Raw genomic sequence first — 26,798 nt, forward strand, 5'->3', positions numbered from 1 at the left:
TACTTCATTTCTCAATAAGCCGCATGTCCCGGCGTGCGCGCAAAGGGAATCACATCGCGGATATTGGGTACGCCTGTGACAAACATGAGGAGGCGCTCAAATCCCAGCCCATACCCGGCGTGCGGCACGCTGCCGTAGCGGCGCAGGTCGGCGTACCAGGCGTAGTTCTCCGGATCGAGCCCCTGCTTCGCCATCAGCGCCTCCAGCACGTCCAGCCGCTCCTCACGCTGGCTGCCACCCACGATCTCTCCGATGCCCGGCACCAGCAGGTCCATCGCCGCCGCCGTTTTGCCGTCGTCGTTCTGGCGCATGTAGAAGGGCTTGATGTCCTTCGGGTAGTTGAAGATCGTCACCGGCCCCTTCACATGCTCCTCGGCCAGATAGCGCTCGTGCTCCGTCTGCAGCGACTCGCCCCACACCACGGGATTTTCAAAACTGCGCCCGCTCTTCAACAGAATCTCCACCGCATCCGTGTAGCTGATGCGCTCAAACGGTTTGGCCAGCGTCTGCTTCAGGCGGTCGATGATCCCCTTGTCGATGAACTTGTTGAAGAACTCCAGCTCGTCCGGGCATTCGTCAAACATCGCCTGCACCAGGTAGCGCACCTGCTCCTCCGCCAGCGTCATGTCAGCGGTCAGATCATAGAACGCCATCTCCGGCTCGATCATCCAGAACTCCGCCGCGTGGCGCGTCGTGTTGCTGTTCTCCGCGCGGAAGGTGGGGCCAAAAGTATAAATGTTTCCCAGCGCGCAGGCAAAGGCCTCGCCCTGCAGCTGGCCGCTCACGGTCAGGTAGGTCGGACGACCGAAGAAATCCTGCTCCGGCTTCGTCGGCGTGTTCGGCTTCAACGTCGTCACCTGAAACATCTCGCCAGCCCCTTCGCAGTCGCTGCTGGTGATGATGGGCGTGTGCACGTAGAAGAACCCGCGCTCCTGGAAAAAGCGGTGCACCGCGTAGGCCATCTTGCTCCGTACGCGGAAGACGCTGCCAAACAGATTCGTGCGCGGCCGCAGATGCGCAATGGTGCGGAGAAATTCCGGCGTGTGCCCCTTCTTCTGCAAAGGATACGTCGCATCCGCCTCGCCCAGCAGCCGCAGTTCCTTCGCCTGTATCTCCCACTTCTGCCCGGCGGCCGGAGAGGCCACCAGATCTCCCACCACCTCCACGGACGCACCGGTCAAAATACGCGGCAGCAGCTCCGCCGTGGGCAGCGCGGCATCCACCACCACCTGCAGCCCCTTGAAGCAGGAGCCGTCGGAAATTTCAAGAAAGGAGCAGGCTTTGGAGTCACGCTTCGTCCGCACCCACCCCCGCGCGATGATGCCCGGACGTTCGGATTCGGAATGAATGAGAGAGTGGATGGTGTCGAGGGACATGCGCGAAAAGCTAGCGCACGCCCGAGTCGGAGCAAGAAAGTAGTCCAGAGCTTTAGCTCGTTCTGGAGAACTCCGACTCAACCAACTACGCGCCAAACCTCACTGCGGCTTCCCGAAATACCCCTTCACCTTCACTTTGCGGCCATAGACCTTCTCGCCACCGGCCACATAGAGAATGTCGTGGTCTTTGCCTGCAAACTCCACACTGACCACCTTGCCCAGCGGGTCCGGCTTGGCGATGATTCCCGACAAACGCCCGGCAGTATCAAAAATCTGCACGCCGAGTTCCGTCGTCACAAAGTAGCGACCATTGGCCTCCGTGGTGGAGCCGTCGCCTGCGGCGGACTCCTTGCCCACAGGCAGCCACATCGTCATGTAGGGCGCACCACCGGTCAGGCTGCCATCGTCCTCGATGCGCCACGTCCACACATGCTTGCCACCGTATTCAGACACCGCCAGCGTGCGCTCGTCCGCAGAGATCGTGATGCCATTCGGCTTCACCACATGGCCTTCATCCGCAACCACATGCTTCTTGTCTTTCGTGATCAGGTGAATGCGCTGTGTCGGCGTCTCCGTGAAATACAGGTTCCCCGATTTGCTCACCACGAGGTCGTTGCACTTCACCCCTGTGAGCAGCACCTCCACCTCGCCCTTCATCGAGATGGCGATGATGCGCCCCTCCTTGTTGTGGCAGGCGTAGAACTTCCCATCCGGCCCGATCTGCAGCCCGCTGATGCCGGGCAGGCTGTCGAGAAAGAGATCCACCTTCCCCGTCGCGGCATCCAGTTTGTAGATCCCCTTGCCGCCCTTCACATCGGTGAAGAACAGGTTGCCCGCCGCATCGCAGCACAGGCCGTCCGTAAAAACATAACCACCCGCGACCTCCCGCCATGGCTCACCTTCAATGAGGTAGTCATGCAACGAGGTATCCTGGGCAAAAAGAGTGCTGGAGAGGAGGCAAAGAGCCAAGAGCGTGCGCTTCATGAGTGGATCTGAATTCAATGTTCAATGTTGAGCGTTCAATGTTCGAAGTTCACTCTCACTTCTTCCACAGCCAGCGCAGCGTGTCCGGCAGCAGTGCCCCGCCGTGCTTGCCATTGTGCGTGCCTTCGCCGAGCACAAATTGGTAGTCATAGCCTGCAAACTTCAGTGATGCCGCCATGTCCTGGTTCGCCAGCGGCCAGTTGCCAAACTGGTTGTCCAGGTCGTTGCTGCCATCCTGCAGGAAGACCTTGATCGGCTTCTTCTCCGTCTTGCGGATCAGCGCGGGATACACGTAGCCGCCACGGATGTTTGTGAAGGAGCCAATATGGCTGACCACCTTGCGGAAGGCGTCCGGCCGCTCCCATGCCACCGTAAAGGCGCAGATGCCGCCGCTGCTGTTGCCGCAGATCGCGCGGCCCTCAGGATCGTCCGTCAGCTTGTAGCTCTTCGCCACCTCCGGCAGGATTTCCTCAATCAGGAATCGCGCATGCAGATCGCCCAGGGAGTCGTATTCAAAGCTGCGGTTGCTGCGTGGCTTCTCCTTCGGATTCTTGGTGGGAAACACCCCCGGATTGATGAAGATGCCGATCGTTACCGGCATCTCCCCCTTGGCGATGAGATTGTCAAACACCACCGGCACGCGGAACTGGCCGTCCGCCTTTACAAAGCCGCCGCCGTCACAAAAGACCATCACATTTGCAGGCGTCTCCGGCTTGTACTGCGCCGGCACATAGATCCACCAGTCACGCGTCGTCCCAGGGTAGATCTTCGACTCTGTCCAGGCTGGCATCTGCGTCACCTTGCCATGGGGCACACCTTCCTTCACCTGTGAATCAGGCCCGAGCACATACTGGTCATCCTGCGGAGCAGCATGGGCGAGTGAAACAAAAAGGAACGAGGCTACTGCAAAGGGGAGAAACTTCATGGGAGAATCCGAACGGGGCCAGTGCCAAACATCTTGCAGCATTGCCAATCGCCGACCGCCTTCCTCCCCCGTCACCTCCGGAATTTCGTAGCAGAAGGTGGGATTGACGCATGGCTGTCACCACGGCTCCGCCGGATTTCGCTGCTGCAGTCCCACATGTGCAGATGATGCAGCTGCCAGGCTCAGAAAGAGCCACCACCCCCAGTCCATCATTTTTTCATCCCCTCCAGCCACCGTTTGTAAAACCCCTCACACATTCCCACACAGAGCTTGCAAGAAATAAAGAGTTGAATTAGAACCGCGCCCAATATGAAATCATCCCGTTCCCGAGGCGCCGCGATCTGCGCCACGCTTCTGGCCCTCTCGCTTTGTTCCTGCAAGGAGCAGCAGGCAGTGTTTAAGGAAAAGGCGGATCTGGAGACCGAACTTCAGAAGACCAAGGGCGAGGCCGAATTTCTTGAGACTCAGATCAACTCCGTCCCGCAGGGGCTTTACTATGCCGGGATCGCCCTGCAGAATCAGGCCAAGACCTCCGAAGCCACGAATCAGCAGCTTGAGCAGGAGATTGCCACTCTCAGCAGCAAATCAGAACGGCTTGACGCAGCGCTCAAAAAATTCCGCCCCCGGTTTGAAGCCTACAAGGCAAAATACCTCCGCTAACTTTGCTGGCAGCTTACGTCCCGGTTGAATCAAGCCCTTTCATGAAAGTCATCCTCTTCCTCACGATCATTGTCGGCGCGCTCTACGGCATCCAATATTACTTCAAGTATGAGCAGGCCAGGACAGAGGCGCGTGACATCAAGCAGCAGCTCATCGATTTCCAGGTCCTGCGCGACAGCAGAAGCAAGGACTGGACCGCCTACGACACGCTGAAAACCAAGGCCACTCAGGCCGCTGCCAGAACTGAGCACCTCGAAAAGCAGAAGGAGGAGCTTGAGAAAAAGTTCCGGGCAGCGGAAGGAGAATTCAAATACATGAGCGGAGCCGCGCGCGACGCCGTGGAAAAAGTGCGGACGTCCACCGCCAACACAGCCATCCCTGAAATCAAACTGACGGATGGCAGAATCTTGAAGGATGCCAAAATCCGCAAGATCGAGATCGGCCAGATCTCATTCGCCCACTCGGACGGCATCGGTTCAGTGCCTTTCAACCAGCTCCCTTATGCGCTTTTGGATCAGCTGGACGTCGGCGCAAACTCCTTCGTCAATGAAATCACCACCACGGAAAACGACATCTTCACCGGCATCACTCGTGCCGCAGGCATCACCCTGAAAAGCCCCATCACCTTGGCTGAGATTCCTTACTCCATGAACGTGCCTGCCGTGGCCGAAGTGAAACGTTTCGAGGGCAAGAGAGCAGACGAGTTTGAAATAAGCGTCGCATACTTCCGCTACGTAGCGGGCACAGCGATTGATCTCGATAACGCAGCCGCCGGGTCTCTGAAGTCGCTGTCCGCCATGGAAGGCATGCTAAATCCCCAGCAGCAGGCCCGGGACATCAAAATCTCCAGCCATCCGGCCAAGCGCCTGAGCTTTAGCGCACGCCGTTTCGGCGGCGAAGTTTCCGCCGAAAGCCTGATCCTCTACAACGGTGAGAAAATGTGGGTGGTTCAGATCGTCTTCACCAACAAGTCCAAAGGGGCAGGCCCCGTCGCGGAAAGCATTCTCAGCTCCGTCCAGATCGACCCCGGCACTTGAGAGACTGCAGCGAATCAAAGCCGCAAAGCCAGCGCACATTTCGCGTGAGCAAACCTGCGAGGACTCAGCCTGTCGCTCCGTTCATTGAGGCGTACCCATGTCTCGCCGTCTCCCCTTCCTAGTTTTGCTTTCCTGGTCTGCCGCCGCGTCTGCTGCGGTTGATTTCTCCCACCAGATTGTGCCGATCCTGCGGGAGCATTGCTCCGAATGCCATGCGGGAGACAAGAAGAAGGGCGGCTTTTCCATCAATGACCGCAAGTCCCTGTTGGAGGGCGGCGAGGACGGCCCTGCCGTGGTCAGCGGCAAAAGCATGCAGAGCGCCATGATCAAGCTCATGCTCTCCGCAGACCCCGATGAACAGATGCCCCCGAAGGGCAAACGAGTCCCGGCAGAGCAGATCGCGCTGCTGAAACAGTGGATCGATGAAGGTCTGGTCTGGGAGGAAGGCTTCGCCTTCAAGAAAGCGGCCTATGAGCCGCCGCTCAAACCAAGAATGCCGGAGTTGCCCGCCGCAGTGGATGAACGCAACAACCCGGTTGATCGTATTCTCGACCACTACCTGGCACAAAAGAAACTCCCGCGCCCTGCCCCCATCGACGACGCCACCTTTGTCCGCCGTGCTTTTCTGGATCTTGTCGGCCTGCTGCCCTCACTCCAGGACATGGACGCTTTTGCCAAGGACGCCTCCGCCGGCAAACGCGAGCGTTTGGTCCAGTCGCTGCTCAAACGCGACATGGATTACACCGAGCACTGGCTCACCTTTTGGAATGACCTGCTGCGCAACGACTACGGCGGCACCGGCTTCATCACCGGCGGGAGAAAGCAGATCAGCAACTGGCTCTATCACGCGCTCATCACCAACATGCCCTTCGACCAGTTCGTGCGCGAGCTCATCGCTCCGCCGAATGACGAAAGCCGCGGCTTCATAGACGGCATCAAATGGCGCGGCGATGTCAGCGCCGGACAGACGGTTGAAATCCAGTTCGCCCAGAGCGTCTCCCAGAGCTTCCTCGGCATCAACATGAAGTGCGCCTCCTGCCACGACAGCTTCATTGACCGCTGGAAGCTCGCCGAAGCCTACGGTCTAGCCGCCATCTACTCCACCCGGCCTTTGGAAATCAACCGCTGTGACAAGCCCACCGGTCAGCAGGCCGTGGCCTCGTGGTTGTTTCCCGAAATCGGCCAGGTCGATCCCAAGGCACCCCAGCCCGAGCGCCTGAAGCAGCTCGCTGCGCTGATGACCCATCCGCAAAACGGCCGCGTCACACGCACGATCGTGAACCGCCTCTGGCAGCGCCTCATGGGACGCGGCATCGTTCATCCTGTGGACGCCATGCAGACAGAGCCCTGGAATGCAGACCTTCTCGACTACCTGGCCGCTGATTTTGCCGAGCACGGCTATGACTTGAAACACACGCTCGCCCTCATCGCCACCTCGCAGGCTTATCAGTCGCACTCCCAGGTCATGTCCAAGGGCATCGATGACCACGGCTACACCTATGCCGGCCCACGCACCAAGCGCCTTACGGCCGAGCAGTTTGTCGATGCCATCTGGCAGCTCACAGGTGCCGCCGCCACCAAGATGGACGCAGGCGTGCTGCGCGGCAAAGTCGATCCCGAGCTCGCCAGACAGATCAAAATCCAGGGCCAGTGGATCTGGGGCCACAGCGCCAAACCCGGCAGCACACCTCCTTCCGACGAAACCATCACCCTTCGTAAAACGGTCAAACTCGACGCCGATCCCGCCAGCGCCAGCGCCGTCGTCACCTGCGACAATGGCTACACGCTCTTTGTCAACAACCGCAAGGTCAGCGCCGGGGAAGACTGGACAAAACTCGCCGCCGTGCCTCTGCAGACCGCCTTGCACAAAGGCGCAAACTCGATCCTTGTCATCGCCACCAACGCTGGCAAAGGCCCGAACCCCGCCGGATTTTTCTTCGATGCCCGCATCCGTGATGCTGCAGGCAAGGAGTCCGCGATCAGCAGCGATGCCACCTGGGAGTGGTCCGCCAAGGCCCCGCCGGCCAAGGAAGGCCGCCTCGCCGCTTTTGACCCCAAGGACTGGCAGCCCGTCACAGTGGTCAACGCCCTGGGTGCCTGGCAGCAGGCCATCCACGCTCAGGCCCCCTCCCTCCTGGCCCAGGGAGCCTCGGCCTCGGACCGCATGGTCCGCGCCTCGCTCATGAAATCAGACTTCCTCATGCGCACACTCGGGCGGCCAAACCGCGATCAGATCGTCACCGCCCGCCCAAACGACCTCACCACCCTGGAAGCCATCGACCTCGCAAACGGCAGCACCCTCTCCTCAGCCATCGCCAGAGGGGCGCAAAATCTGCTCAAAACGCCGCCCTCTTCTCCGACCGCTCTGATCACCAGCCTCTACCGTCAGGCACTCTGCCGCGAGCCCGCTGCTGGCGAGCTCGCCACAGCCCTCGGCATGGTCGGTGAAAAGCCCACGCAGCAGTCGCTCGAAGACTTGCTCTGGGCGGTTTGCATGCTGCCAGAATTTCAGGTCGTTCGCTAGCGGCACAGGCTTCGGTCCTTGATTTGGGCCAGAGCATGGGAATGATGGCCGGTCTAACCACCACCATGAAACCACTCTCACTGCTCACCCTTTTCCTTGCCGCCGCCGCTTCACTTCAGGCCGTCACGCCTGATGGCAAACAGAAGCTCGTTCTCATCGCCGGCAAGCCCTCTCATCCTCCGGGCATGCATGAGTTCCGCGCGGGTACAATGCTCCTGGAGCAATGCCTCAAAAACGTGCCCAACCTCGTGGTGGACCGCCATGAAATGGGCTGGGTGAAGGATGAAAAAACCTTTGAAGACGCGGATGCCGTGGTCATCTACGCAGACGGTGGCGGCAAGCACCCCGCCGTGGTGGACGGGCATCTGGAGACTCTGCGCAAGCTCATCGCCAAAGGAGTCGGCTTTGGCTGCATGCACTACGGCGTGGAAGTCGTGGCAGGCCAGGCCGGCAAGGAGTTTCAGGAATGGCTCGGCGGCCACTATGAGCACGCCTACTCCTGCAATCCCATCTGGGACGCCAGCTACACCCAGCTTCCCAAGCACCCCGTCACCAGCGGCGTGCAGCCCTTCACCACCAAAGACGAATGGTACATCCACATGCGTTTCCGCCCGGCCTTCGGCCACGGCGTGACGCCCGCAGAAGATGGAGCAGCCAAGTTTGTCCCCATCCTGGTCGCCCCTCCGAGCGATGCCACTCGCGACGGCCCCTACGTGGCCCCCAAAGGCCCCTACCCTCATATCCAGGCAGAAAAAGGCAGCCCTGAAACCATGATGTGGACCCTTGAACGCGCAGACGGCGGACGCGGCTTCGGCTTCACCGGCGGCCACTTCCACGCCAACTGGGGCAACGACAACGTGCGCAAGGCCGTGCTCAATGCCCTGCTCTGGGTCGCAAAAGTCGAAGTCCCTGCGGACGGCGTCACTTCCACCGTCACCCCCGAGGCGCTCACTCAGAACCTGGACCCGAAACCGGCGCCCAAGCCTAAAAACGCAGGCATCGAAACACCCCGCGTGTTTCAGCGCGTGGCCGCACGCTGATCAGAAGTGCTCCTTCTTGAACAGGATGCTCGCGAATGACTCCAGGCGTTTGAGCACATTCCTCAGCATTTGCTGATGCTGGTCGATCATGGCAAACCGCCCCGGTTCTGACAGCTTCATGCTTTCGCACTGTTCCTCGACACGCTCCACGGCGACTTTGAGCTCCTTCAGCTTCTGCCGCACCTCGGGTGTGATCCGGCTCTCCTTGATCGTGTTGCCCAGCACCTCCGCCTCACGTGAAAGATAGTCCACCGTCTTCGGCAGTGCGGCGCTGCCACCAATCAGCGCCCCGCTGTTCGTGTCGACCTTGGGCTTGCCTGCCAGGTGCGGCCTCTGAGGCACCACCGACTGCGGCTCCTCAGGCAGGCCGCCGTTGCGTGCATCGATGATCGTCGGCGTGATGAAAAGCATCAGGCTCTTGTGGTTCTTGCTCCGGCTCTTGTAGTCAAAGAGCCACTTGAGACCTGGCACCTTGCTCAGGAAGGGCACCCCTGCCTGGGCCTCCTTTTCAGTCGCCTCGTCCAGTCCGCCCACCGCCACCGTATAGCCGGACTCAATCTCCACCGGTGCGCTGTACACGCGTGAAGAAGCAATAGGATACGGATTGCCGGAAATGACCTGCGTTCCAATGATGCTGGACACGGTGACCGCCATGTTCAGCAGCACCTTGTCTGCCTGCATGCGCTTGGGCAGGATGTTCAGCACCGTGCCAATGGGCAGATAGGCCACCTTGGTCGTGGTGGTGGCGCCGATAGACCCCGAGCTCGCCGTGGAGCTCGCATCCAGCACAGGCTGGTTCACCACCGCTCGAATGGCCACCTCACGGTTGCTCAGTGTCACCATTCGGGGATAGGAGGTCGTGTTTGTCTCCTGGTCGCGCATCATCGCCCGCAGTTTCACATTCACATCCTGCGAGCTCAGAATGCTCGTGGCCGGAAAGCCCAGCGTGCTGCCCACATGGTTGAGGTCCGCAGCGCTCAGCAGGTTCGCCAGATCCGTGCGGTAGCCACCCGTGGTCGGCACGTTGTTATAGTTCACGGTGGTGACGGGCAGGCCCGTGGTTGAGTCCGTTGACGTGGTCACGTCTTTGACCTGCCTGAAATTCCCGTTCTCCAGCGTTCCGGTCCAGTCGATGCCAAATTCACGAGAAGGATCACGCGACGTTTCGATAAACTTCACCTCCACCGCGATCAGCGTCTGCGGTTTGTCAGCAGCAGCGATGTAGCCCTCCACCCACATGTGCTGTAGGCGGGTGGCCACAATGTAGAGCGTGTTGGAGTCAGACTTCCAGATCACCTTGGGTTTCCGCACAGAGCTCATCTCGTTGGAGTTCATCGCACGCGCGGCGTTCTCATCCGTCCCAGACCCCATTCCTGGGATGCCGGCACCAGCCTGCGCTCCCTCCATTTCCTCGGGTGGCAGGCCCAGCAGCGTACGGATGTCATTGATCACTTCGCTGCGTTTCACAGAAAATGTCTGGCTCGTCCCCTGCAAATCCATCCCCACCGCCGCTCCGCTGACACCACCGCCACCGCTGCTGGAGCGCGTCGAAGACGACGTGGTGCCTGAGGTGACACGCTCCACCAGCTCGACCGCATTGTTCTTAATCTCATAGGACTTGCCGATGAGCTCGCGATCATCCGCTGGTCGGATGTACCAGATGCCATTGTCGGGAATGATGGCCAGGCCATTCGCCTTGCACAGTGTCTCAAGGACCTGGAACGGACTCGCCTTGATGGAAAACGTGATCAGCCGCGAACCATCCGCACTGTCGTCCGGCAGTGAAAAAAATGAAATGCCCGCGTCTGTAGCCAGAAAGCGCAACACATCGCTCAGCATGGCCTTGGAAAAGTCATACTGCTGCGGTGCTGCTGAGCGCAGCCTGCTCGCCTCGATCTCATTCTCAGGCGACATCATATGCAGCGTGCCTTGGTTAAACTGAGCGCGCAATGTCGTCCCCGGGACGCCCATCAGGACGAGGCAAACCAGGAGTTTGAACTGGAACAGTGCATTAAAATGGCGCATATTATGGTAATTATACTTGAAATAGAAAAACAAATCAACTGCCATTTAACAATGAAGCCTATTGATTTTATGTTTTGTCCCAAATATTCAGCCCCTCAAACATTTACAATCATATCTATTATATTTTCCATATCTTTTCCTTGAATTTAGGCCTTTTTAACTATTTAGTACCTCACCAATGATAGACGCCAGAGTCACAACTTTGCGTTCACCTGCACACAGCACTTGCTGTCGTGCGGGTTTTTCATTGCTCGAGCTGGTCATCATGATCTCCATCATTGGAGTCATCGCTGGCGTCGGCGCCGCGCTCATCACGGATGATTCAGACTCCGCCCGGGTTTCCAAGCTTCAGTCAGACGTCGCCACACTGAATCAGATGGTGGCTCTCTACATCGCAGACGGCGGCAGCCTTGCAGGTCTCACCACCCCACAGTCGGTGCTCGATAAAATGAAGCGCACGCGTCCCCAGTCTGAATGGCAGCAGCACGTGGGAATCGCTTCCGGCAGACTGGTGGACATCCGTCTGCGTGCCCAGATGACGTCCAAGCCGGACAATTCCAACAACCCGCGCGCTTTCTGGGACCGCACCAAGCAACGCTTCTTCCTCAGCAAGGCAGGAGGCAGTGCCGCAGCCGAGTTTTATCTTGATGACTCTCTGGCCAGTTCCGACTTCGGCACCGAAAAACGGACCAAATCCGTTGTTTCATTCAATTCCAGCAGCAGCGGCTGGGTCTGGGGCGCCTCGGTTTCAAATCCCTCTGCCGACTATCTCGATCCGCAGCCCTTCTCGCCCACCAAGCCAGGCATGCCCTTTGATCCCTCCGAAGAGGCAGGCCCCTCCTCCAATCCTCCGACAGACTCCGGCGGTGGTAGCGGCGGCGGCAGTGGTGGTGGCGGCGGCGCCCCCGCCCAGCCCACCTTGGCTCTCCTCCCCATCCCGCTCATTTCACCTCTCGGCGGCACCTACCCGTTCACCAGTTTCCCCACGTCTGTCACCATCAGCAATGGCGGCGCTCCATCAGATGTCTCCACCCTGATGTACAGCATCAATGGCGGTGCCTGGCAGGAATACACCGGCACCAGCATCCCATTGATGCCCGCCATGAGCCTGCAGGCGCGCAATGAAAGCACCCGGCCCGCAGAATACACCACCAGCTACACCAACACCCAGACCTATTACCGGCTCACCAGCGGTTTCAGCGGCTCGGCCGAAGGCAGCTGGGGCAATGCCCTGGGTGGTTCCAATCTGGTCACCAGCATTCAAAACAGCGGCACCACCTCCACCTTCAAATCCGGCAACACCAAGCTCGATCTCGGCAACGGCACCTACCTCGATGCCGGGATTGAAAATTCAATGAGCTTCACCCCCGCCAGTTTCGGCGGCATCACCCCAAACACGTGGTTCGACTTCGGATCTATGGTCATCGTCAACGGCACCACCTTCTACAACAGCGAAGCCACAGGCGTCACCCTCACGGTGAATCTCAATCTGACTCAGCCCTCCATCAGCGCCACCACCTACATCAATCTCGGCCTCGTCAGCACCAGCAACACCAGCGACCGCCTCGCAAGCGCAGACATCGTCCAGCTCCTCAATCCCACCACCGACTTCATCATCACCATCGACGGAGTGCAGTACCGGCTGGAGCTCCAGTGGGTGTCAAAGGACCCCTCGGGCAGCGTCGTCCAGGGCAACAACCTCCTCGTCTATGAAGGAGCCACGGCAAACGTGGAGCTCCGCGCCCGCTTCACCAGCAATTTCTAACACACCATGGAAGACATTCATGAACGCAGTCAGCTCGGGTATCGGATGCTTCACCTCTCGAAGGACTCGGGAGTCAGCGACTTTTATGTCACCCCCTGGGAGGCTCTGACCTACAAGCGCAACGGCAAGCTGTTTTACGACTCCTTCATCTACCAGCCGGAGCGCCCGCTGGAGTTCACCCCCGGCTGTGTGGACTACGCGCTTCAGCTCGGCTCCCGCCGCTACCGTGTCAACCGCATGGTCACTCGTGGCCGCCCCCGCTGGGTGCTCCGTCTGCTTCCGGAGAGCATTCCCGACATCAGCAAACTCATGGTGCCACCGCCCGCCATCAAGGCCTTCCTCGAGGCTAAAAACGGCCTGTTTCTCGTCTGCGGCGCCACGGGCTCCGGTAAGTCCACGACCATCGCCTCCATGATTCTGGAGCGCGCCAAACGCCGCCAGGAACACGTGCTCACCTTTGAGGACCCCATCGAATTCGTCTATCCCTCCGGCATTCCCTCGCTGGTCTCCCAGCGCGAGATCGGCACCGACGAACTCGACTTCAACAAGTCTCTGCGCGCCGCCCTCCGTCAGGCACCCGACGTGATCCTCGTGGGAGAAATTCGTGACGGCGAGACCGCAGAGATCGCCCTGCAGGCCGCCGAAACCGGCCACGTCGTCGTCGCCACCCTGCACACCTCCTCCGCAGCCCAGACGGTGCAGCGCTATCTCAAGCTCATCCCCAGCGACCGCATGGAAAACGCCATGCTCTCCTTCGCAGACTCCATCCGCGGGATTCTCTGCCAGCGCCTGCTGTTTGACGAAAACCGCGGCAAACGCTTCCCCATTCACGAACTGCTCCTGCCCTATGACTCCGTCTGCGGCATGATCCGCCGCGGCGAGTTCAAGAACCTGGACCAGGAGCTCGAGGCTGGCTTTACCCGTGGCATGGTCAGCTTTGAGCGCTGCCTGAACATGCGTATGGCCGACGGCTGGAAGCCCTCCACCGCACGCAAAACCGGCTACACCGAACACGAGGTGTACGACTTCCTTTCAAAAGAACAACTGACCTCCATTTATGCTGTTGGATGAAATCAAATCTGTCCTGAGCTTCGCAGCCTTCAAAGCCGACCCCGACGACTCTGCAGTCCCCTGGGGAAAGCGCTATGAAACGCGCAAGTCTCTTCTCCTCAACGTCAGCCGCAGCGCGGTCAGCTGGCGCTCCGTCAACAAACGCGGCCGTTTTGAAGAAAGCGGGGCGCAGGAGGGGGAGCTCGCCGACACCGCCCCCCTGAAAGGTGAGGAATGGCGCGGCATGACCGAAGGCGGCTGGTGCTCCGTCTCGGTCAACCACCGCTTCATCATCAGCCTCGAAAACAACCTCATGCGCGGGGACAACTGCGTCAGCCTCCTGCGCACCAATCCTCGCGCCGTGCTCGGCCCCAAGTATGACCGCGGCAAGCGCTACGCCATCTGTCACCATCCGGAGACCACCGCCAGCCTCCTGCTCGCAGTCGAGGAGTCGCTGGTGAAAGTGACCGAGGACGTCCTCAAGACAGTCCAGCTCAGGCCCGGCCGGGTATGCTGCGGATTGTTTGCCATGCTGGAGCACGCCATCCTCAGCATCTTTCGCGCAAGCTCTGGCGGAACCCCCTCCGACTTCGTCCTCATCGCCGCCTGCGAGGGCTCGCTCGCAGTCCTGGTGCAGCAGGAAGGCCAGTGGCGCGACATCCGCTGCCGCAGCGGCCTGGGCCCTGAGGCCGTGGAGACCGCCCTCCAGATCATCAGCCCCTTGCTGGCCAAGGTCCCCCAGGGCAGTCCTGTTTACTTTGTCGGAGACGGTCATGACAGCAAGTTCCGCACCGAACTCATGCTTCACCTCGAAAAGGTCGGCGCTGCGGATCTCACCCAGGACGACCTGCTCTGGACCATCATCGGGGAACACTAAGCCATCATTTGTATGAACGAATACCTCTGCCATGACTTCAAGACGCCGCGTACAGACACCTCCCGGCGCCTCCCATCCACCTTCCGCTCCATCCCCGTCATCTTTTACGTGGCCCTCGTCGGCAGCGCTTACGTGATGACCATGGACTACTTCAACTACAAAAAGGCCTTGAGGCAGAAGGTCGAGGCCGAAGAGCGCAAAGCAGTCAGCGAATCCCAGCGCGACTCTTTCAAAAGCGAAAAGGCCGATTTGGAATCCGAGGCCACCAAGGCCGAAAAAGTGGCCCAGTGGATGGAAGGCGCCCGCAACATCCAGCCCATCGCCGTCAAGATCGCTCGCGCCGTTCAGACAGACACCCGCATCACTCAGGTCGCCTTGGAGCGCAGTGAGCAGGTGCCCGCCAACATCGCCCTCACCATCCATCTGAACGGCTCCAAGGTCTCCACAGAGCTTGCCGCCATCGAGGCCGCGCTCGGCCAGCTGCTCTACCGCTCCTACTCGCCGCAGCAGACCAAAAATGGCGATGTCGTCGAATACCATTCCACACTCGTCCGCCAGGCGGACTAACCCTGCTCCTAACGCCCCGCATGAATCCCAAGCAACTAGCCTGCGTCATCCTGCTGATGGTCATCGGCGTGATGACCTACACTGCGCAGATCATCCATAAAACCGTGGCCACCACACGTGCGGAGGCGGAGGATGCTGAAACCGCCGCAGTCACCGCCGAAAACGAGCGCTCCACCGCTGAAATTGAAACCGCCGTCTTCAAGGCAAACACCGAGGACCTGCGGCGTTTCCTCCGGTCCTGGCTGCCTGCCATCGAGCATGTTCAGACCCAGCAGGAGGCAGAGCAGAACATCGAGCTCAGCCTGCGCGAGCGCGGCATCAACCTGGTGCGCTCGCGCAAGACAGAGTCAAAGCAGTCCGCGGGCAACAAGCTCATTCCCAAGTCCGTCATCACCACCCTCACCATCGAGGAGGAGTTTGCCAAAGTTCTCAACTGGCTTGGCGACATCGAGCGCCGCCTGCCCACCGCGCGCATGAAAGTCGTGCAGATCACCGGCGGCAGCACCGGCACCCAGCTCAAGATGGAAGTCTCATTTGAAACGCCGATTTTTGATCTTGCCGCCGCAGATGCGGACAAGAAAAAGGCCGCGGCCACGCCCAAGCCCAAGCCAAAAGCCACCAAATCCTAGCCCATGAACTTAGCTTACAGATTGCTGCTGCCGGGCCTGCTGCTCACCTTGACGGCTTTCCACGGTCATGCCCAGGAAGCCGCTGGAGAGGATGGCGACAAGCGCGTTCAATATCAGCTCGTGCTCCCGGAGGAGAAGACCCCGGAAAACGTGAAGCCTGAAGAGCACAACCCCTTTGAATCCGAAAACGAGGCGCTCAGCCGCCAGGCCACAGGAGACACGGAGGAAAACCGCGTGCGCGACAAGCTCCTCAAGCTGCCGGTGGTCGGCACCAAACGCATGGCAGACGGCCGCATGCGTGTATTGCTCGGAGACATCATCTTGGAGACAGGGCGCTCAGTCCCCCCCGTGCTTCCAGACCAGCTCGTCGAGTTGAAGGTCAAAAACATCACCCCTCTCTACATCGAGCTCGCCTGGCAGGAAAAGCGCCTCACCGGACTCCCGCCCAAGATCATGACCATCCCGATCAACATCGCCCCGCAGGTGCGTTACCAGATGTTCGGGCAAACCGAGGAGGAAGCCAAAGAAAGCAAGGGAGCCAATGCAAAGATGGAGCTCTCCTTGCGCGATCCTGCTGCCAATCAGCCGGTCGCTCAGCAAAGCGCCCCGCCGGCCACATCACCTGCCACAGCCCCCTCAGCTCCGGGCCCCATGCTCAGCGCTGAACCAGTCCCGCCACGCGCACTGGTCGTCGCGGATGATCCAGTCCCCTTCTCGCCCCCCCGTCTGGTCGAGCCCCCAGCCTCTGCGCCATCTACTGCACGGGATCTGGCCGCCACGCCAGCCAGGCCGCAGCCCCCACCCTCACCGACCGCCCCCACACCAGCCCAGCCCCAGCCGCCCCCTTCACCTGCGGTTGAGTCCGTCGTGCGCATGCTGTTTGGCAATCCTACGCCCGCCCCCAAATGATCCGCCGCTTCCATCAGAAAGGAGGTTTCACCTCCGTGGAACTCCTGCTGGTGCTCTCGCTTTCAGCGGTCATTCTTGGCGGGGCCGTCGTCTCCTACGGCACCCTCGTTCGCAGCCAGCCCAGTGTCTCATCCATGGTTGCCGTGCCACTCGGAGCCACGCGTTCGCAAAACTTTTATGGCACCACCAGCAGCACTGTCGATGTCGGCATGGCTCCTCAGTACGGCTCCCTTTCCTTGGCAGAAGAGCTCCGCGAACAATTTTTGACGGACACCCTCAGTGCCACCGCCGTTTACTGCCTGCCCCGCGACGGCATCAACACCTGGAGACCCTCCGTCATCGCCTACGACCCCACCAAGGACGACGAACTCGACACCCCGCAGAAGTTCCGCGCACACATCATCGCCCGCGCAAGCGTCCCGGCCTCTCTCTATCGCGATTATCGCAATCCCCTCAATGACGGGACCCTGGTTCCTCAGAACGCCAGCATTTTCATCCTCGGCTACAGCAAATACGCCGGCTATCTCAAGGTCACCTCCATCTACGACATCGACGTCATCCGTTTCACAGGCGCCACAGAGCCCAATGGCTTTCATGCCTCTGTCAAACGCTATACGGACGCCACCACCAGCCTCACCCCTTCCACACTGAGCTACATGGGAGGTTATGACGTCTTTTTCCCTCCCTCCGTCCCAAATGCCACCAACTCCTCACAGTGGTCCACGGATGGCTTCGCGCCGCTGTTTGTCACGATAGAGCGCGCCTCCCGCCTCGCATTGCGTGAGACCCCCGCCACAATCGACCGCTTCAAGCGTGCCTACGAGCGCCCCTTCTACTTCATCTGGTGGCCAGATCCCGCCGCACGTCATCTCGGCCCGGTGGCAAACACCCTTTCATCCACCGACCCGCGGCAGGCCTACAACCAGATGGCCGGTCGCTCCTCCTTCATGTTTACCGTTCCGATGTTCCCTGCCCTCTGACCCCCTTGCCCATGCGAATTTCCCGGCAACATCATCGCAGCACACGCGGCGCCCTAATGGCAGCCGCGCTCATGCTCATGATCGTCGGCGGCATCTTTGTCACCTCCTGGGTCACACTCATGAGCACGCGGGCATCGCAGGTCAGTTATTTGGAAGACGTCTGCAAACGCCGCATCGGCATCGAAAGCTCCCGGCTCCTTGCCTGGCAAAGCATCACCAGCAAGGCTTTTGACCCCAACAACTCCCAGCCTGCCGGCCAGAACACCATCCTCGGCAATGGCATTGGAGGACTCAACACCTTCAAAGGTTGGGACAACCTCAATGTTTACACCTCCAGCAGCACCGCCGGAGGCATGAGCACCGTTTTCCCCTACAACCATACGGGACTTCGCCCCGGAGCCACTTACATCAGCATCGAGCAGCTGACCCGCCCGTCAGCGGCCGCCGCAGGCAACATTGATGATTACAACGCATGGCAGTTCCTCAAGTCCATGCCGCCTGTTCTCAATGGTGACGTCTTCTGCATCTACCGCAAACCGGACAATGTCACCACAGAGCTGGACATTTACGCCAACGCAGGCTCAGGCGGTGCCGGCCACAACGCAAACTGGACCGTGCAAGGGCGCACCGTCCTCCATCACCCGCCATCTTTGTTTGTACGCACCACGCCCAGCCCGCTCCAGCTGCCGTTCCTCACCAAATCACTTTACATCCAGTCACACTCCACTGTCGAGCCCCCGTCCATTCCTTACCCCGTTTATGGCACCGACATGAATGGCAAGGCTCTTGCTCCGTCCAACATGCCAGTGGTACCCAGCACCACCGGCCCCATCGACAGCAGCGGCTCCAGCAACTATCTCGGATACCTCGATGTCGTTCGCAACAACGACAACCCTGACAATTCCCTCTGGCATTTCCAAGACCGGGAAGCCGCGGCCGGCCGCACTCAAACCATCACCATCGATGTGGGAAGCGTCTTCAACTCCGCCACCGAAGCCTACTGGATCGCCGAACAGGCCACCCCCACCTACACCCCGCCCGGCTGGCCTTCGGGCTATGACACCAAGCTGAAGGTCCTCTTCATCAAGCTCGACAGCCAGTATCTCAAAAACATGCGCATCTATGGCGTCGTGGATCAGATCATCTTCGTCGGGCAGAGCAATGCCACCGCCTTTGCCAACGCCGCCGCACTCAAGCCGGTCATCATCACCATCATGCCCAACGGCTCCAAAGGCCGCTGGGTCAGGGACATCCGCTTTGAGCGCGAAAACAACCGCCGCCACGTCCTCGCGTTTCAGGATGACAACGGCCGCCCCGTCGAATTTTCATGGGTCAACAACCCCATCAGCGGCAGCGAATTCCGCTGGCGCTGCGTCCTGGTCAACGAATACCAGAGCATCATGTTCAACATGCCCGCCACTCTGACCCAGAGCGTGCGCTGGATCGGCGGTGTCATGACCAACTGGACGGTCAAACGTCGCGCCGCCGGAGGAGTCAACCCCAGCCGCCTTGTTTTCACCAGCGACAGCGACCCCTCCGTTCCCGCCTCCGTCAATGGCGGCCCGGCTTTCTCCACCTTTCTGCCGCGTGATGCCTGGCTTGAATCCTATTTCCTCCCTGTCGCACCACCATGAAGAACACTCGGCTTCATCGCTTGCCCATGCTGACGGCGGTTGGCCGTTGTTTGCAGTGGTTTGCCAGACCATCGCAAAAGACCACCGCACCCCGCAGGACGCGCAACGGCTACACACTCATCGAGGTCCTGGCCGCCGCCTCCATCATTTCCATCGGCACCACCGCCTTGGTCAGCCTTTCCTCAACACTCATGCTGCAGGAGGAGCTCGCCAGCCGTGTTGCCATCACGCGCAATTACCAGGAAAACACCGTGCGTCTCTGGCAGCTCGGTCTTTCCACCGTTCAGATCACCGCGCTCATGCCATCCATGGCGCAGAATCCCCTGCTCCAGCAGGCCATGTTCAACAATCCCGTCATTGTCGAAAACGGCCTCACCACGGTCAATGGCGTCGTCATGGAGACCTCGCTTTGCACGGCTATCGTGAACATATCCCAGAATCCCTCAGCAAAAGCCGCAGGAGCATCCTTCACGCTCACAGCCTACCGCCCGCGTCTTGTCACAGACCTCCGCACACCGCCGCCATGACCTGCGCATTCGCACAGCCGAAATCCTTCAGCCTGCAGCACCATGCTTAAAAAAGTCAAAATCACCAACGTTCACTCCGGCAAGTCCACCGAATCTCTCGTGGACACGGACACCGACGAAAAAGCGCTGATCGGCGCTGGCGTGGCACAGAATGAGACCACTACGGTGCAGACCATCACCGGCGTTGACGAAAAGCTTCACCGCCTCACCAGCCCGAAGCCCAACACCGATGACAGCGCCGCCTTCTTCGCTGGGCTTGGCCGCTGCTTGGAGCGCAACATCTCCCTCACCAAATCACTGCTGCTTCAGACCAACCGCGTCAAATCCGCCACCTACAAAGGCATGATCGCCGAAGTCGTCCACGCCATCTCCGTGGGTGACAAATTCAGCGATGCCATTGCAAAATTCCCCAAGCTCTTCCCCGATGACATGCTCTCCCTCATCCTTGCGGGTGAGGAGGCCGGCCAGCTCGCCAAAGTCTGCAAACGAATCGCCGTCTCGCAGAAAAAATCATCCAAAGTCATCAAGAAGCTCAAGGGCGGCCTCATCTACCCCGCCGTCGTTATCGTCCTCGGCGTCGGCGTCGTCATCGTCATGAGCTTCACGCTTGTGCCCGCCATGGCCAAGCTTTTCACCTCCTTCAAGACTGAGCTTCCTCTCGGCACCAAGGTGCTTATCGGCCTTTCCGATCTTTTCCTTCACCGCCCTTATCTTGCCATCCTCCCCTTCATCGGCCTGTACATCTTCTTTTCAAACTGGGGCAAGATCAGCTCCCTGCGCCCCATGCAGGATCTCTTCCTCAAAATTCCCGCCGTTGGCGTTCTCGTGCGCAAATCTGCCGCAGCCACCGGATTCCGCACCCTGGCCATGCTCACGGAGTCCAACGTCCGCCTCAGCAGCGCGCTGGACATCACCTCACAGGCAAGCTGGCACTACCATTACAAGGAGCTGTTCATCCGCCTGCGCGAGCACATCGCCGTCGGCCGAACGCTGCATGAAGCCTTCCTCATGGAATCTCACTGGCTTGGCCCTGATGCCCGTAACTTGTGCGGCCTCATTGAACTTGCTTCCGAAACTGGCTCCGGCACCGAAATGCTCTCCGAAATCGCCGACGACTACGAGGAGGATCTCGACAACCTTGCCGCCACCCTGGACAAAATGATCGAGCCTCTCACCATGCTTATCCTCGGTGTCATGGTCGGTTTCCTCATCTACGCCATCTACGGCCCCATGTTCAGCCTCGGAGACGTCATCCTGAAGAAGAAATAACCGGGCTCTAGCATCAGTGCTCCGTCCTCAGACGGGGCACTGAACCGCTCACTCCTCCAGAAGCTCGCTCCACTCCTGCATGTGGCGCTCCCACGTCAGTTGCAGCACCGTCTCCCGTGCTGCAGAGGAAAGCTTTCGCCAGGCCGGAGCATCAAACGCCAGCGCCTCCTGAATGCGTGCCGCCAGCTCCCGGGGCTGCTGCGGATGGTAGAGCATGAATCCGTTTTCCCCGTTTCGGACGTGATCCACAGCACCGTCCATCACTGAAACCAGACCTGGCAGCCCGCAGGCCATGCTTTGCAGCACGGTGTTGGAAAAGGCATCGTATTGCGTAGGATGCACAAACCAGTCTGCAGACTGGTAGAGCTCCACAAGATTGCTTGTCACCGGAACAATGCGTATCCGCGAGCCTATGCCCAGGCGCCTGACCTTTTCTTTCAGCGCAGCGCCGGGACTTTTGCCCACAATCCAAAGCGTGGCGTCAATCTGCTTCATCGCCTCCAGCAGCGGCTCAAGCCCCCGGCGGCGATGGCTGAGCGAGACAAAGATCAGCACGGGCTTTGCGGCATCAGTCTGCAGCTTGCGGCAGTAGATTTCACGCGTGTTGGCGCGATTTTCCGCCGGCTGGAAGAGCTGGGTTTCCACAGGTGGCGTAAGCATGCGAAAGCGCTCACCGTCGGCGCCATAAACTCCCTGAAGCTGCGCAGCCACGCGGGCGGAGCTGGAGACAAATTTCGGCGTTTCCCGGCCCGCATAGAGGCGGCGCTCCAGATGCAGCTCATACAGATGCTTCAGGCTGTAGCGCTGCCAGAGCGGCAGCAGGTTGCCATAGATGCGGTGGCAGCCGGTGCCGTTGCGGTGGATGTCCTGTACGCAGGTGCGGCCAAAGCCGATGCTAAGATCTGCACCGGCCTGCAAGGCCGCGCGCGGGGCGAGGCGGTTGAAATGCCACATGCGCAAGACGGCGGAGCCGCGCAGGCGTGGCTGCAGCTCCCAGCGGCCTGGCAATGCGGCGCCGATCTGTGCAGTGGTCAGCGAGGTGATGTAAGTCAGATCATGTCCGGCGGTGGCGAGGTGTTTGGCGAACTCGATGAGGTAGTTCTCCACGCCGGAGCCGCGGATGATCTGAGGATGGATCAGGGCAAGCTTCATCCGTTTACCTTTTCCCGCCCTCCACTGCGCTTTCATACATCCGGCTGTAACGATCGAACGTGAAAAAGGCCGTGGCGGCGGCGATCCAGAGGCCGGGGAAGCCGTCGAGGAAGCCGCGTTTCAGGATGTAGGCGCGGGTGAAACGCCACCACGGGCGGAAGAGAGTGTGCAGCAGCGACCATTTCTTTCCTTTGCTTTCCTGGGTCTGCAAAAAAACACCCGAGTACTGCACGTGCTTGACCAGGTAGTGCTGGATGTTCCTGAAGGAATAATGAAGCAGGTCGCCCTGCAGCGTGGTGCACGGGCCTGCCACGTCCAGCCGTTCATGCACCTGCCCGCCACCATCTGCGGCCCATTGACTTTTCTCGCGACGAAAGAGGCGTATTTTGCGGTCAGGATACCAGTCGCCGTGGTGAATCCAGCGGCCCATGAACCAGACGAGGCGTGACATCCAGGCGCCGTCAAAGCGCTTTTCGTCGCCATTGGTGAAGAAGTTTTGTATCGAATTCCGCAATTCGGGGGTCAGTTCTTCATCACAGTCGAGCGCCAGAACCCATGGCTGGGTGCAGAGGGAGAGGCAGTGGTTTTTTTGGGCGGTGTAGCCGAGCCAGTCCTGATGCACAAACTTTGCATCAAACTCGGCGGCGATTTCGGCGGTGCGATCGGTGGACCCGGAGTCAACGATGACGATTTCCTGGGCCAGATCTCCGAGGCTGGCCAGGCAGCGGCGCAGGTTGGCCTCCTCGTTGAGAGAGATGATGGAAATCGAGAGCGGCAGGCGGGTCATGTGGTGGGCGACTTTCGCGAATCCGCCGCCGGTGCCAAGCACGGAATCAAACGACGCGCAGGGAAACTGCCGCGTTGTGGCCGCCCATGCCGGAGGCGAGTTTAATGACGCGGTCTCCGGGGGTGAGCGATAGCGGTGCGTCCAGCAAAGGGAGGCCGCAGGCGGGTGGGGTGAGGCCGGGCAGCGAGGCCGGCAGCCAGTGCTGAGCCATGCAGGCGGCCAGGAGGGCCACATCCAGCAGGCCGCTGGCGCCGAGGGTGTGGCCGGTTTGCGGCTTGAGGGGGAGGAGGGGCACCTTGCGGCCGTCCAAGGCGCGCAGCAGGGCCGGGGGCTCGACACGGGCGTGATTGAGGGTGCCGGTGGCGTGAGGACAGAGGGCGACGACTTGGGTGGGGGCAGCGGAGAGGAGAGCCGTGCGCACGCAGTCTTCGATGCCGCCGCCGTCCTCGGGGATCATGAGGGTGTCGTAGGCGTCGCTGTTGGCGCTATAATGGTCCAGGCGGCAGAGTTTGGGGCGGCCTGTGGCATCGCGTTCCAAGGTGAGGGCCACGGCGGCTTCGGCGGGGAAAAAGCCGCTGGTTTGGAGGGAGAAGGGATCGTTGACACCGTTGGTGGAAAGAAGGCCGGTGTCCCTGAAGTCCTGGAGCAGTGCGGGGATGAGCGGCAGGTCCACGGCGACCACGAGTGCACGCGGAGCCACCCCGGAGGCGACCGCCATCCAGGCCATGCCGAGGGCATCCAGACCGGAGGAGCAGCCGTTGGAGACCATCTGCCAGGGGCCTTTGATGCCCAGCCCTATGCTGACTGCAGCGGGTATTTCACAGTGCATGGTATTGCTGGCACTGAACTTGCGAAGAGGTCTGCGCCATGCATTCACCCCCACTATTTCACCCGCGTTGCCACGGCTGCTGGCCCCGTAGAGCCAGCAGGAACGGATTTCCTCCGGGCTCCAGCGAGCGCGCTCCACGGCTGCAGCGGCTACGTGAAGCGCTGCATTGCTTGCTGCGCCGTGGCGGCGGCCCTTCAGCAGTCCGCGTGAAGGCAGAGCCCCCATGGGGAGTGACTCAAAGCCCGGCACGGGCGTGCATCCGGGCAGGGCCAGAGCGCCGCGGCGCTCACGCAGCGCGCCCAGGCATTCCTCCGTCCGCATACCAAGAACACAGGCCGACTCCACGGCTGTGATGAACACATTTTCCATCATGACACGATACAGCCCCAAAACCCACCCCGCGCAACCCATCTCCGCAATTCCATCACATCAAACTGACAAAAAATAAGCAAGCCAAAGATTGACACTCAACTTAATAGCCAGCTATATTTTATTCCTCATGTTAAGGCAAATCATAGGACAATCCGAAGGGCAAAAGGAAGACAGACGCTCCGAGATTCCCGCACCGGCTCCCGCAGTCGAGCGCGCACCCATTCTCTCCGCCACATCCGCTCCCGCTGCACAACCCCAACGCACACACTCAGCTCCCGTCATGACCACCAGCAAAAACGTTCTTGCCAACGACGTCGAAATCAAAGGTTCCATCAAATTTTCCCACGACCTGATCATCGACGGCAAGATCGAAGGCGAAGTGGTTTCCGACGGCAGCCTGACCGTGGGTGAAAACGCGCTGATCAAGGGCGAGGTGAGAACCCGCTCCGTCATCATTTTCGGCAAAGTCGAAGGCAACATCACCGTTGCCGAGCGCTGCGAGCTGAAGAGCAATGCCATCCTCGTAGGTGACATCTCCGCCGGCACGCTTGCCATCGAAGAAGGCGCCACCTTCATGGGCCAGTCCCAAGTCGGCAAAAAGGCAGATTCCAAGCCTGCCTTTGGTGGAATCAAGCCACAACCACAACCTTAACTCCTTTACCTGAGTGTTCAGGCGGATCTTCGGCACGAAGACCAGCAGCATCCTTCCCACACCACCGAAGAATCAAATCGAAGTGGTGTGCCCTTCCTGTGGCGCGGCTCAGTATGAGCCGCGCCTCGTTGTTTCCACCTTTTGTAAAAAATGTGGAGTTCATCTGACTGTGGAGAAACGCCGTGTGGTGGCCTCCAACGTGACACGCTCTGGCATGGGGATGAACAGCGACTGGGCGGAGCCCAGTGCTGCGGCACCTGCGCCAACGGCGAAGGCTGCCGAGCCCGCCAAACCGCAGTCTGCCCCTCCCCCGGCCCGCGCTCCTGAGCCTGCGCCGTCTGCGGCTGATGGTTTCGGTGCCTTTTTGCAGAGCAAAAACCTGCCTGCGCCCGAGGCGGCACCTATACCTGAGGCAGCGCCTGTGGCACCTGCCACGGCTCCCGAACCGGTGAAGGATGCGCCCTCTGCCGCCGCGCTTCCCCCGCCCCACGCGCCTGCTGAGGAGCCCGTTTCTACGGAAACGGCTGCTGCCAGCATACGCAGACCGCAGTCCAACTCCCCGCCCCCGACGCCGTCCCCTGCCCCGCAGACGGCGACCTCTCTGCAAAAGATGAAGGAGCAGGGCATGTACCGGAACCAGTATTTCAAGGACGCGGAGTGCTTTGACTGCGGGCACAAATTTAAAACGGGACGCTCGGCCAAGTCTGCCAACTGCCCGACCTGCGGCGCGTATATTTCGCTGGAGGATGTGGAGATCAACATGACCTCCACCCAGCCGATCAAGACGCGCGGGAATGTGCTGATCCGCAAACGCGGTCGTCTTTCAGCCAGCAGTGTGCAGTGCCGTGATCTGGACTGCCATGGCATCATTGAGGCGAATGTGACCTGCAGCGGGGATGCGTCCTTCCGCACGACGGGAAGCATCATCGGTGAAATCCGCTGCCAGCGCTTTGTGGTGGAGAAAGGGGCGGATGTGGCCTTCATGAATGCGGTGCATGCCACGGAGGTGGAGATCCAGGCGCGGGTGACGGGAACGATTTACAGCACGGGTCCGGTGCTCATTACGAGCATTGGCTCTGTGAATGGCGATGTGACGGCGCGGTCGGTGTCCATCGAACCGGGCGGTGAGCTTAACGGTGCGATGAACATCGTGCGTGGCAAGCAGCCGCCGCCTTCGCTGGCTCCCGCGTCTGTCGTCTGAGGCCTGTGCCATGAAGATGCGCGCGCTGAATTTCGCGGCGGCCATCTTTGCCGGTGTGGTGCTGGCCTTGTGCGCCCGAGCGGTGAGAATCGCCTTCCAGGAGCTGACGGGTTCTGTGCCTGTGCATGAAATGCCGCATGAGCCGAAGCCTGCTTCCCAAGAGCAGGAAGCCTCTTCCAAGGTCTCTACGCCTGCGCCCGTGCCCGCCCCTGCTCCCCTTCCCACCATCACTGCCATGCCTCCAGCGCCGACTCCTCCAGACTCCCGCCCGTCTGTGCACGTGCCTGAGATGCCGCCTGAGCCACCCCCATTCTCCCTGCCCTACCCTGCACCGCCAGAGCCGGCGGCGTGGCGGAGCATGGCGGCAGAGGAGAGGCTGAAGGATGCGCGTGCACGGCTGCTGCCGAAGCTGCGCGAGGAGCTGGCGGCGAAGCAGTGCAAGCTGGGGCTGCCTGCGTACCTCCGCCTTTTCAAGGATAGCCGGGAGCTGGAGCTGTGGCTGCAAAACGGGCCGAAGGAATGGACGCTGTTCCGGAAATACCCCATCGCGTGCTTTTCAGGAACGCTGGGGCCGAAGACGCGGGAGGGCGACATGCAGGCGCCGGAGGGTTTTTACAACGTGACGGCGAAGATGCTGAATCCTGCCAGCAAATACCATCTGGCATTCAACATTGGGTACCCGAACGACTACGACCTGGCGCACAAGCGGACGGGGAACCTGATCATGGTGCACGGGGATGTGTGCAGCGTGGGATGCTTTGCGATGACGGACGCGGTAATCGAGGAGATCTACCTCATCGTGGAGGCGGCGGTGAAGGACGGCGGGAGCGTGGCGGTGCACAGCTTTCCGTTTCGAATGACGGCGGAGCGGGTGCAGAGCGCAGACCCGACACACCTTGATTTCTGGCGGGAGCTGGTGCCTGCGTATGAGGTTTTTGAGAAGGAGCGGAGGGTGCCGAAAATCTCAGTGGAGGGTGGAAGATACCGGGCGAAATGAGGTGCCTGGAGGTGGAATAGTGATGCAGGC

General features: G+C 60.3%; 24 protein-coding genes. 17 read left to right on the forward strand and 7 right to left on the reverse strand.

Annotated elements, in window-relative coordinates:
* Positions 1–11: 11 nt before the first annotated feature.
* The 3 genes from asnS to ACFQDI_RS19365 all read right to left on the reverse strand — a co-directional run bounded on the left by asnS (position 12) and on the right by ACFQDI_RS19365 (position 3,285).
* On the reverse strand, positions 12–1,376 hold the full coding sequence (gene asnS / locus ACFQDI_RS19355) for an asparagine--tRNA ligase (RefSeq protein WP_377169905.1): 1,365 nt from the start codon (positions 1,374–1,376) through the stop codon (positions 12–14).
* Between the two features lie 99 nt (positions 1,377–1,475).
* Entirely contained in the window at positions 1,476–2,360 is an 885-nt protein-coding gene (locus ACFQDI_RS19360; protein WP_377169907.1) for an SMP-30/gluconolactonase/LRE family protein, read from the reverse strand.
* Between the two features lie 55 nt (positions 2,361–2,415).
* Entirely contained in the window at positions 2,416–3,285 is an 870-nt protein-coding gene (locus ACFQDI_RS19365; RefSeq protein WP_377169909.1) for an alpha/beta hydrolase, read from the reverse strand.
* Positions 3,286–3,594: 309 nt separating this feature from the next.
* Between ACFQDI_RS19365 and ACFQDI_RS19370 the strand changes: the two genes are divergently transcribed.
* From ACFQDI_RS19370 to ACFQDI_RS19385, 4 genes are all read left to right on the forward strand, one after another.
* Complete coding sequence (locus ACFQDI_RS19370) at positions 3,595–3,945, forward strand: hypothetical protein (RefSeq protein WP_377169911.1); 351 nt, start codon at positions 3,595–3,597, stop codon at positions 3,943–3,945.
* A gap of 41 nt (positions 3,946–3,986) precedes the next feature.
* A complete protein-coding gene (locus ACFQDI_RS19375; RefSeq protein ID WP_377169913.1) occupies positions 3,987–4,982 on the forward strand; it encodes a hypothetical protein in 996 nt (331 codons plus the stop codon).
* A 97-nt stretch (positions 4,983–5,079) separates the two neighbouring features.
* Complete coding sequence (locus ACFQDI_RS19380) at positions 5,080–7,506, forward strand: DUF1549 domain-containing protein (protein WP_377169915.1); 2,427 nt, start codon at positions 5,080–5,082, stop codon at positions 7,504–7,506.
* 65 nt (positions 7,507–7,571) lie between these two features.
* Positions 7,572–8,546, forward strand: coding sequence for a ThuA domain-containing protein (locus ACFQDI_RS19385; RefSeq protein ID WP_377169917.1), 975 nt, complete (start codon positions 7,572–7,574; stop codon positions 8,544–8,546).
* Here the strand turns inward: ACFQDI_RS19385 and ACFQDI_RS19390 are convergent, their stop codons facing one another.
* Positions 8,547–10,571: a type II secretion system protein GspD gene (locus ACFQDI_RS19390; protein ID WP_377169919.1), complete on the reverse strand. Its 2,025-nt coding sequence runs from the start codon at positions 10,569–10,571 to the stop codon at positions 8,547–8,549.
* A gap of 265 nt (positions 10,572–10,836) precedes the next feature.
* Between ACFQDI_RS19390 and ACFQDI_RS19395 the strand changes: the two genes are divergently transcribed.
* The 10 genes from ACFQDI_RS19395 to ACFQDI_RS19440 are packed head-to-tail and all read left to right on the forward strand — an operon-like array spanning position 10,837 to position 20,778.
* A complete protein-coding gene (locus ACFQDI_RS19395) occupies positions 10,837–12,336 on the forward strand; it encodes a choice-of-anchor K domain-containing protein (RefSeq protein WP_377169921.1) in 1,500 nt (499 codons plus the stop codon).
* 6 nt (positions 12,337–12,342) lie between these two features.
* Positions 12,343–13,407 carry a type IV pilus twitching motility protein PilT gene (locus tag ACFQDI_RS19400; RefSeq protein WP_377169924.1) on the forward strand — a complete coding sequence of 355 codons (1,065 nt, stop codon included), beginning with the start codon at positions 12,343–12,345 and terminating at the stop codon, positions 13,405–13,407.
* A complete protein-coding gene (locus ACFQDI_RS19405) occupies positions 13,394–14,263 on the forward strand; it encodes a hypothetical protein (RefSeq protein ID WP_377169926.1) in 870 nt (289 codons plus the stop codon). Before ACFQDI_RS19400 ends, ACFQDI_RS19405 begins: the two co-directional genes overlap by 14 nt.
* A 12-nt stretch (positions 14,264–14,275) precedes the next feature.
* Positions 14,276–14,830, forward strand: a complete 555-nt coding sequence (locus tag ACFQDI_RS19410; protein WP_377169928.1) for a hypothetical protein — start codon at positions 14,276–14,278, stop codon at positions 14,828–14,830.
* 20 nt (positions 14,831–14,850) lie between these two features.
* A complete protein-coding gene (locus ACFQDI_RS19415) occupies positions 14,851–15,459 on the forward strand; it encodes a hypothetical protein (protein WP_377169930.1) in 609 nt (202 codons plus the stop codon).
* A gap of 3 nt (positions 15,460–15,462) precedes the next feature.
* Entirely contained in the window at positions 15,463–16,368 is a 906-nt protein-coding gene (locus ACFQDI_RS19420; protein ID WP_377169932.1) for a hypothetical protein, read from the forward strand.
* Positions 16,365–17,348: a hypothetical protein gene (locus tag ACFQDI_RS19425; RefSeq protein ID WP_377169934.1), complete on the forward strand. Its 984-nt coding sequence runs from the start codon at positions 16,365–16,367 to the stop codon at positions 17,346–17,348. Before ACFQDI_RS19420 ends, ACFQDI_RS19425 begins: the two co-directional genes overlap by 4 nt.
* A gap of 56 nt (positions 17,349–17,404) precedes the next feature.
* The gene (locus tag ACFQDI_RS19430) at positions 17,405–18,982 is read left to right on the forward strand and encodes a hypothetical protein (RefSeq protein WP_377169936.1); all 1,578 of its coding nucleotides are present in this window, start codon (positions 17,405–17,407) and stop codon (positions 18,980–18,982) included.
* On the forward strand, positions 18,979–19,509 hold the full coding sequence (locus ACFQDI_RS19435) for a type IV pilus modification PilV family protein (RefSeq protein WP_377169938.1): 531 nt from the start codon (positions 18,979–18,981) through the stop codon (positions 19,507–19,509). Before ACFQDI_RS19430 ends, ACFQDI_RS19435 begins: the two co-directional genes overlap by 4 nt.
* Before the next feature lie 42 nt (positions 19,510–19,551).
* Positions 19,552–20,778, forward strand: a complete 1,227-nt coding sequence (locus ACFQDI_RS19440) for a type II secretion system F family protein (protein WP_377169940.1) — start codon at positions 19,552–19,554, stop codon at positions 20,776–20,778.
* 48 nt (positions 20,779–20,826) lie between these two features.
* Here ACFQDI_RS19440 and ACFQDI_RS19445 read toward each other — a convergent pair whose 3' ends face one another.
* Genes ACFQDI_RS19445 through ACFQDI_RS19455 form a run of 3 tightly spaced genes read right to left on the reverse strand, consistent with a single transcriptional unit; the run spans position 20,827 to position 23,918 of the window.
* Entirely contained in the window at positions 20,827–21,930 is a 1,104-nt protein-coding gene (locus tag ACFQDI_RS19445; protein WP_377169942.1) for a glycosyltransferase family 4 protein, read from the reverse strand.
* A gap of 4 nt (positions 21,931–21,934) precedes the next feature.
* Positions 21,935–22,717: a glycosyltransferase family 2 protein gene (locus ACFQDI_RS19450; protein WP_377169944.1), complete on the reverse strand. Its 783-nt coding sequence runs from the start codon at positions 22,715–22,717 to the stop codon at positions 21,935–21,937.
* Positions 22,718–22,763: 46 nt separating this feature from the next.
* On the reverse strand, positions 22,764–23,918 hold the full coding sequence (locus ACFQDI_RS19455) for a beta-ketoacyl synthase N-terminal-like domain-containing protein (RefSeq protein WP_377169946.1): 1,155 nt from the start codon (positions 23,916–23,918) through the stop codon (positions 22,764–22,766).
* Between the two features lie 280 nt (positions 23,919–24,198).
* Here ACFQDI_RS19455 and ACFQDI_RS19460 point away from each other — a divergent pair, with 280 nt between their 5' ends.
* The 3 genes from ACFQDI_RS19460 (at position 24,199) to ACFQDI_RS19470 (ending at position 26,768) form a co-directional block, all read left to right on the forward strand.
* On the forward strand, positions 24,199–24,570 hold the full coding sequence (locus tag ACFQDI_RS19460) for a bactofilin family protein (RefSeq protein ID WP_377169948.1): 372 nt from the start codon (positions 24,199–24,201) through the stop codon (positions 24,568–24,570).
* Between the two features lie 169 nt (positions 24,571–24,739).
* Positions 24,740–25,771 (forward strand): polymer-forming cytoskeletal protein, encoded by a 1,032-nt coding sequence (locus tag ACFQDI_RS19465; RefSeq protein WP_377169950.1) that lies wholly within the window; start codon positions 24,740–24,742, stop codon positions 25,769–25,771.
* 10 nt (positions 25,772–25,781) lie between these two features.
* Positions 25,782–26,768 (forward strand): L,D-transpeptidase family protein, encoded by a 987-nt coding sequence (locus ACFQDI_RS19470; RefSeq protein ID WP_377169952.1) that lies wholly within the window; start codon positions 25,782–25,784, stop codon positions 26,766–26,768.
* Positions 26,769–26,798: the final 30 nt, after the last annotated feature.

Origin of the sequence: Prosthecobacter fluviatilis, from assembly GCF_042655725.1 — a bacterium.
In the GTDB taxonomy this organism is placed as follows: Bacteria; Verrucomicrobiota; Verrucomicrobiia; order Verrucomicrobiales; family Verrucomicrobiaceae; genus Prosthecobacter; species Prosthecobacter fluviatilis.

Bases quoted from the DNA above. Each gene is read 5' to 3' on its own strand.
- ACFQDI_RS19380 (WP_377169915.1), top strand. From the start codon at position 5,080: ATGTCTCGCCGTCTCCCCTTCCTAGTTTTGCTTTCCTGGTCTGCCGCC.
- ACFQDI_RS19460 (WP_377169948.1), top strand. From the start codon at position 24,199: ATGACCACCAGCAAAAACGTTCTTGCCAACGACGTCGAAATCAAAGGT.
- ACFQDI_RS19385 (WP_377169917.1), top strand. From the start codon at position 7,572: ATGAAACCACTCTCACTGCTCACCCTTTTCCTTGCCGCCGCCGCTTCA.
- ACFQDI_RS19450 (WP_377169944.1), bottom strand. From the start codon at position 22,717: ATGACCCGCCTGCCGCTCTCGATTTCCATCATCTCTCTCAACGAGGAG.
- ACFQDI_RS19375 (WP_377169913.1), top strand. From the start codon at position 3,987: ATGAAAGTCATCCTCTTCCTCACGATCATTGTCGGCGCGCTCTACGGC.
- ACFQDI_RS19455 (WP_377169946.1), bottom strand. From the start codon at position 23,918: ATGATGGAAAATGTGTTCATCACAGCCGTGGAGTCGGCCTGTGTTCTT.
- ACFQDI_RS19440 (WP_377169940.1), top strand. From the start codon at position 19,552: ATGCTTAAAAAAGTCAAAATCACCAACGTTCACTCCGGCAAGTCCACC.
- ACFQDI_RS19370 (WP_377169911.1), top strand. From the start codon at position 3,595: ATGAAATCATCCCGTTCCCGAGGCGCCGCGATCTGCGCCACGCTTCTG.
- ACFQDI_RS19420 (WP_377169932.1), top strand. From the start codon at position 15,463: ATGAACTTAGCTTACAGATTGCTGCTGCCGGGCCTGCTGCTCACCTTG.
- asnS (WP_377169905.1), bottom strand. From the start codon at position 1,376: ATGTCCCTCGACACCATCCACTCTCTCATTCATTCCGAATCCGAACGT.
- ACFQDI_RS19470 (WP_377169952.1), top strand. From the start codon at position 25,782: ATGAAGATGCGCGCGCTGAATTTCGCGGCGGCCATCTTTGCCGGTGTG.
- ACFQDI_RS19445 (WP_377169942.1), bottom strand. From the start codon at position 21,930: ATGAAGCTTGCCCTGATCCATCCTCAGATCATCCGCGGCTCCGGCGTG.
- ACFQDI_RS19430 (WP_377169936.1), top strand. From the start codon at position 17,405: ATGGCAGCCGCGCTCATGCTCATGATCGTCGGCGGCATCTTTGTCACC.
- ACFQDI_RS19365 (WP_377169909.1), bottom strand. From the start codon at position 3,285: ATGAAGTTTCTCCCCTTTGCAGTAGCCTCGTTCCTTTTTGTTTCACTC.
- ACFQDI_RS19395 (WP_377169921.1), top strand. From the start codon at position 10,837: ATGATCTCCATCATTGGAGTCATCGCTGGCGTCGGCGCCGCGCTCATC.
- ACFQDI_RS19390 (WP_377169919.1), bottom strand. From the start codon at position 10,571: ATGCGCCATTTTAATGCACTGTTCCAGTTCAAACTCCTGGTTTGCCTC.
- ACFQDI_RS19435 (WP_377169938.1), top strand. From the start codon at position 18,979: ATGAAGAACACTCGGCTTCATCGCTTGCCCATGCTGACGGCGGTTGGC.
- ACFQDI_RS19415 (WP_377169930.1), top strand. From the start codon at position 14,851: ATGAATCCCAAGCAACTAGCCTGCGTCATCCTGCTGATGGTCATCGGC.
- ACFQDI_RS19410 (WP_377169928.1), top strand. From the start codon at position 14,276: ATGAACGAATACCTCTGCCATGACTTCAAGACGCCGCGTACAGACACC.
- ACFQDI_RS19405 (WP_377169926.1), top strand. From the start codon at position 13,394: ATGCTGTTGGATGAAATCAAATCTGTCCTGAGCTTCGCAGCCTTCAAA.
- ACFQDI_RS19360 (WP_377169907.1), bottom strand. From the start codon at position 2,360: ATGAAGCGCACGCTCTTGGCTCTTTGCCTCCTCTCCAGCACTCTTTTT.
- ACFQDI_RS19425 (WP_377169934.1), top strand. From the start codon at position 16,365: ATGATCCGCCGCTTCCATCAGAAAGGAGGTTTCACCTCCGTGGAACTC.
- ACFQDI_RS19400 (WP_377169924.1), top strand. From the start codon at position 12,343: ATGGAAGACATTCATGAACGCAGTCAGCTCGGGTATCGGATGCTTCAC.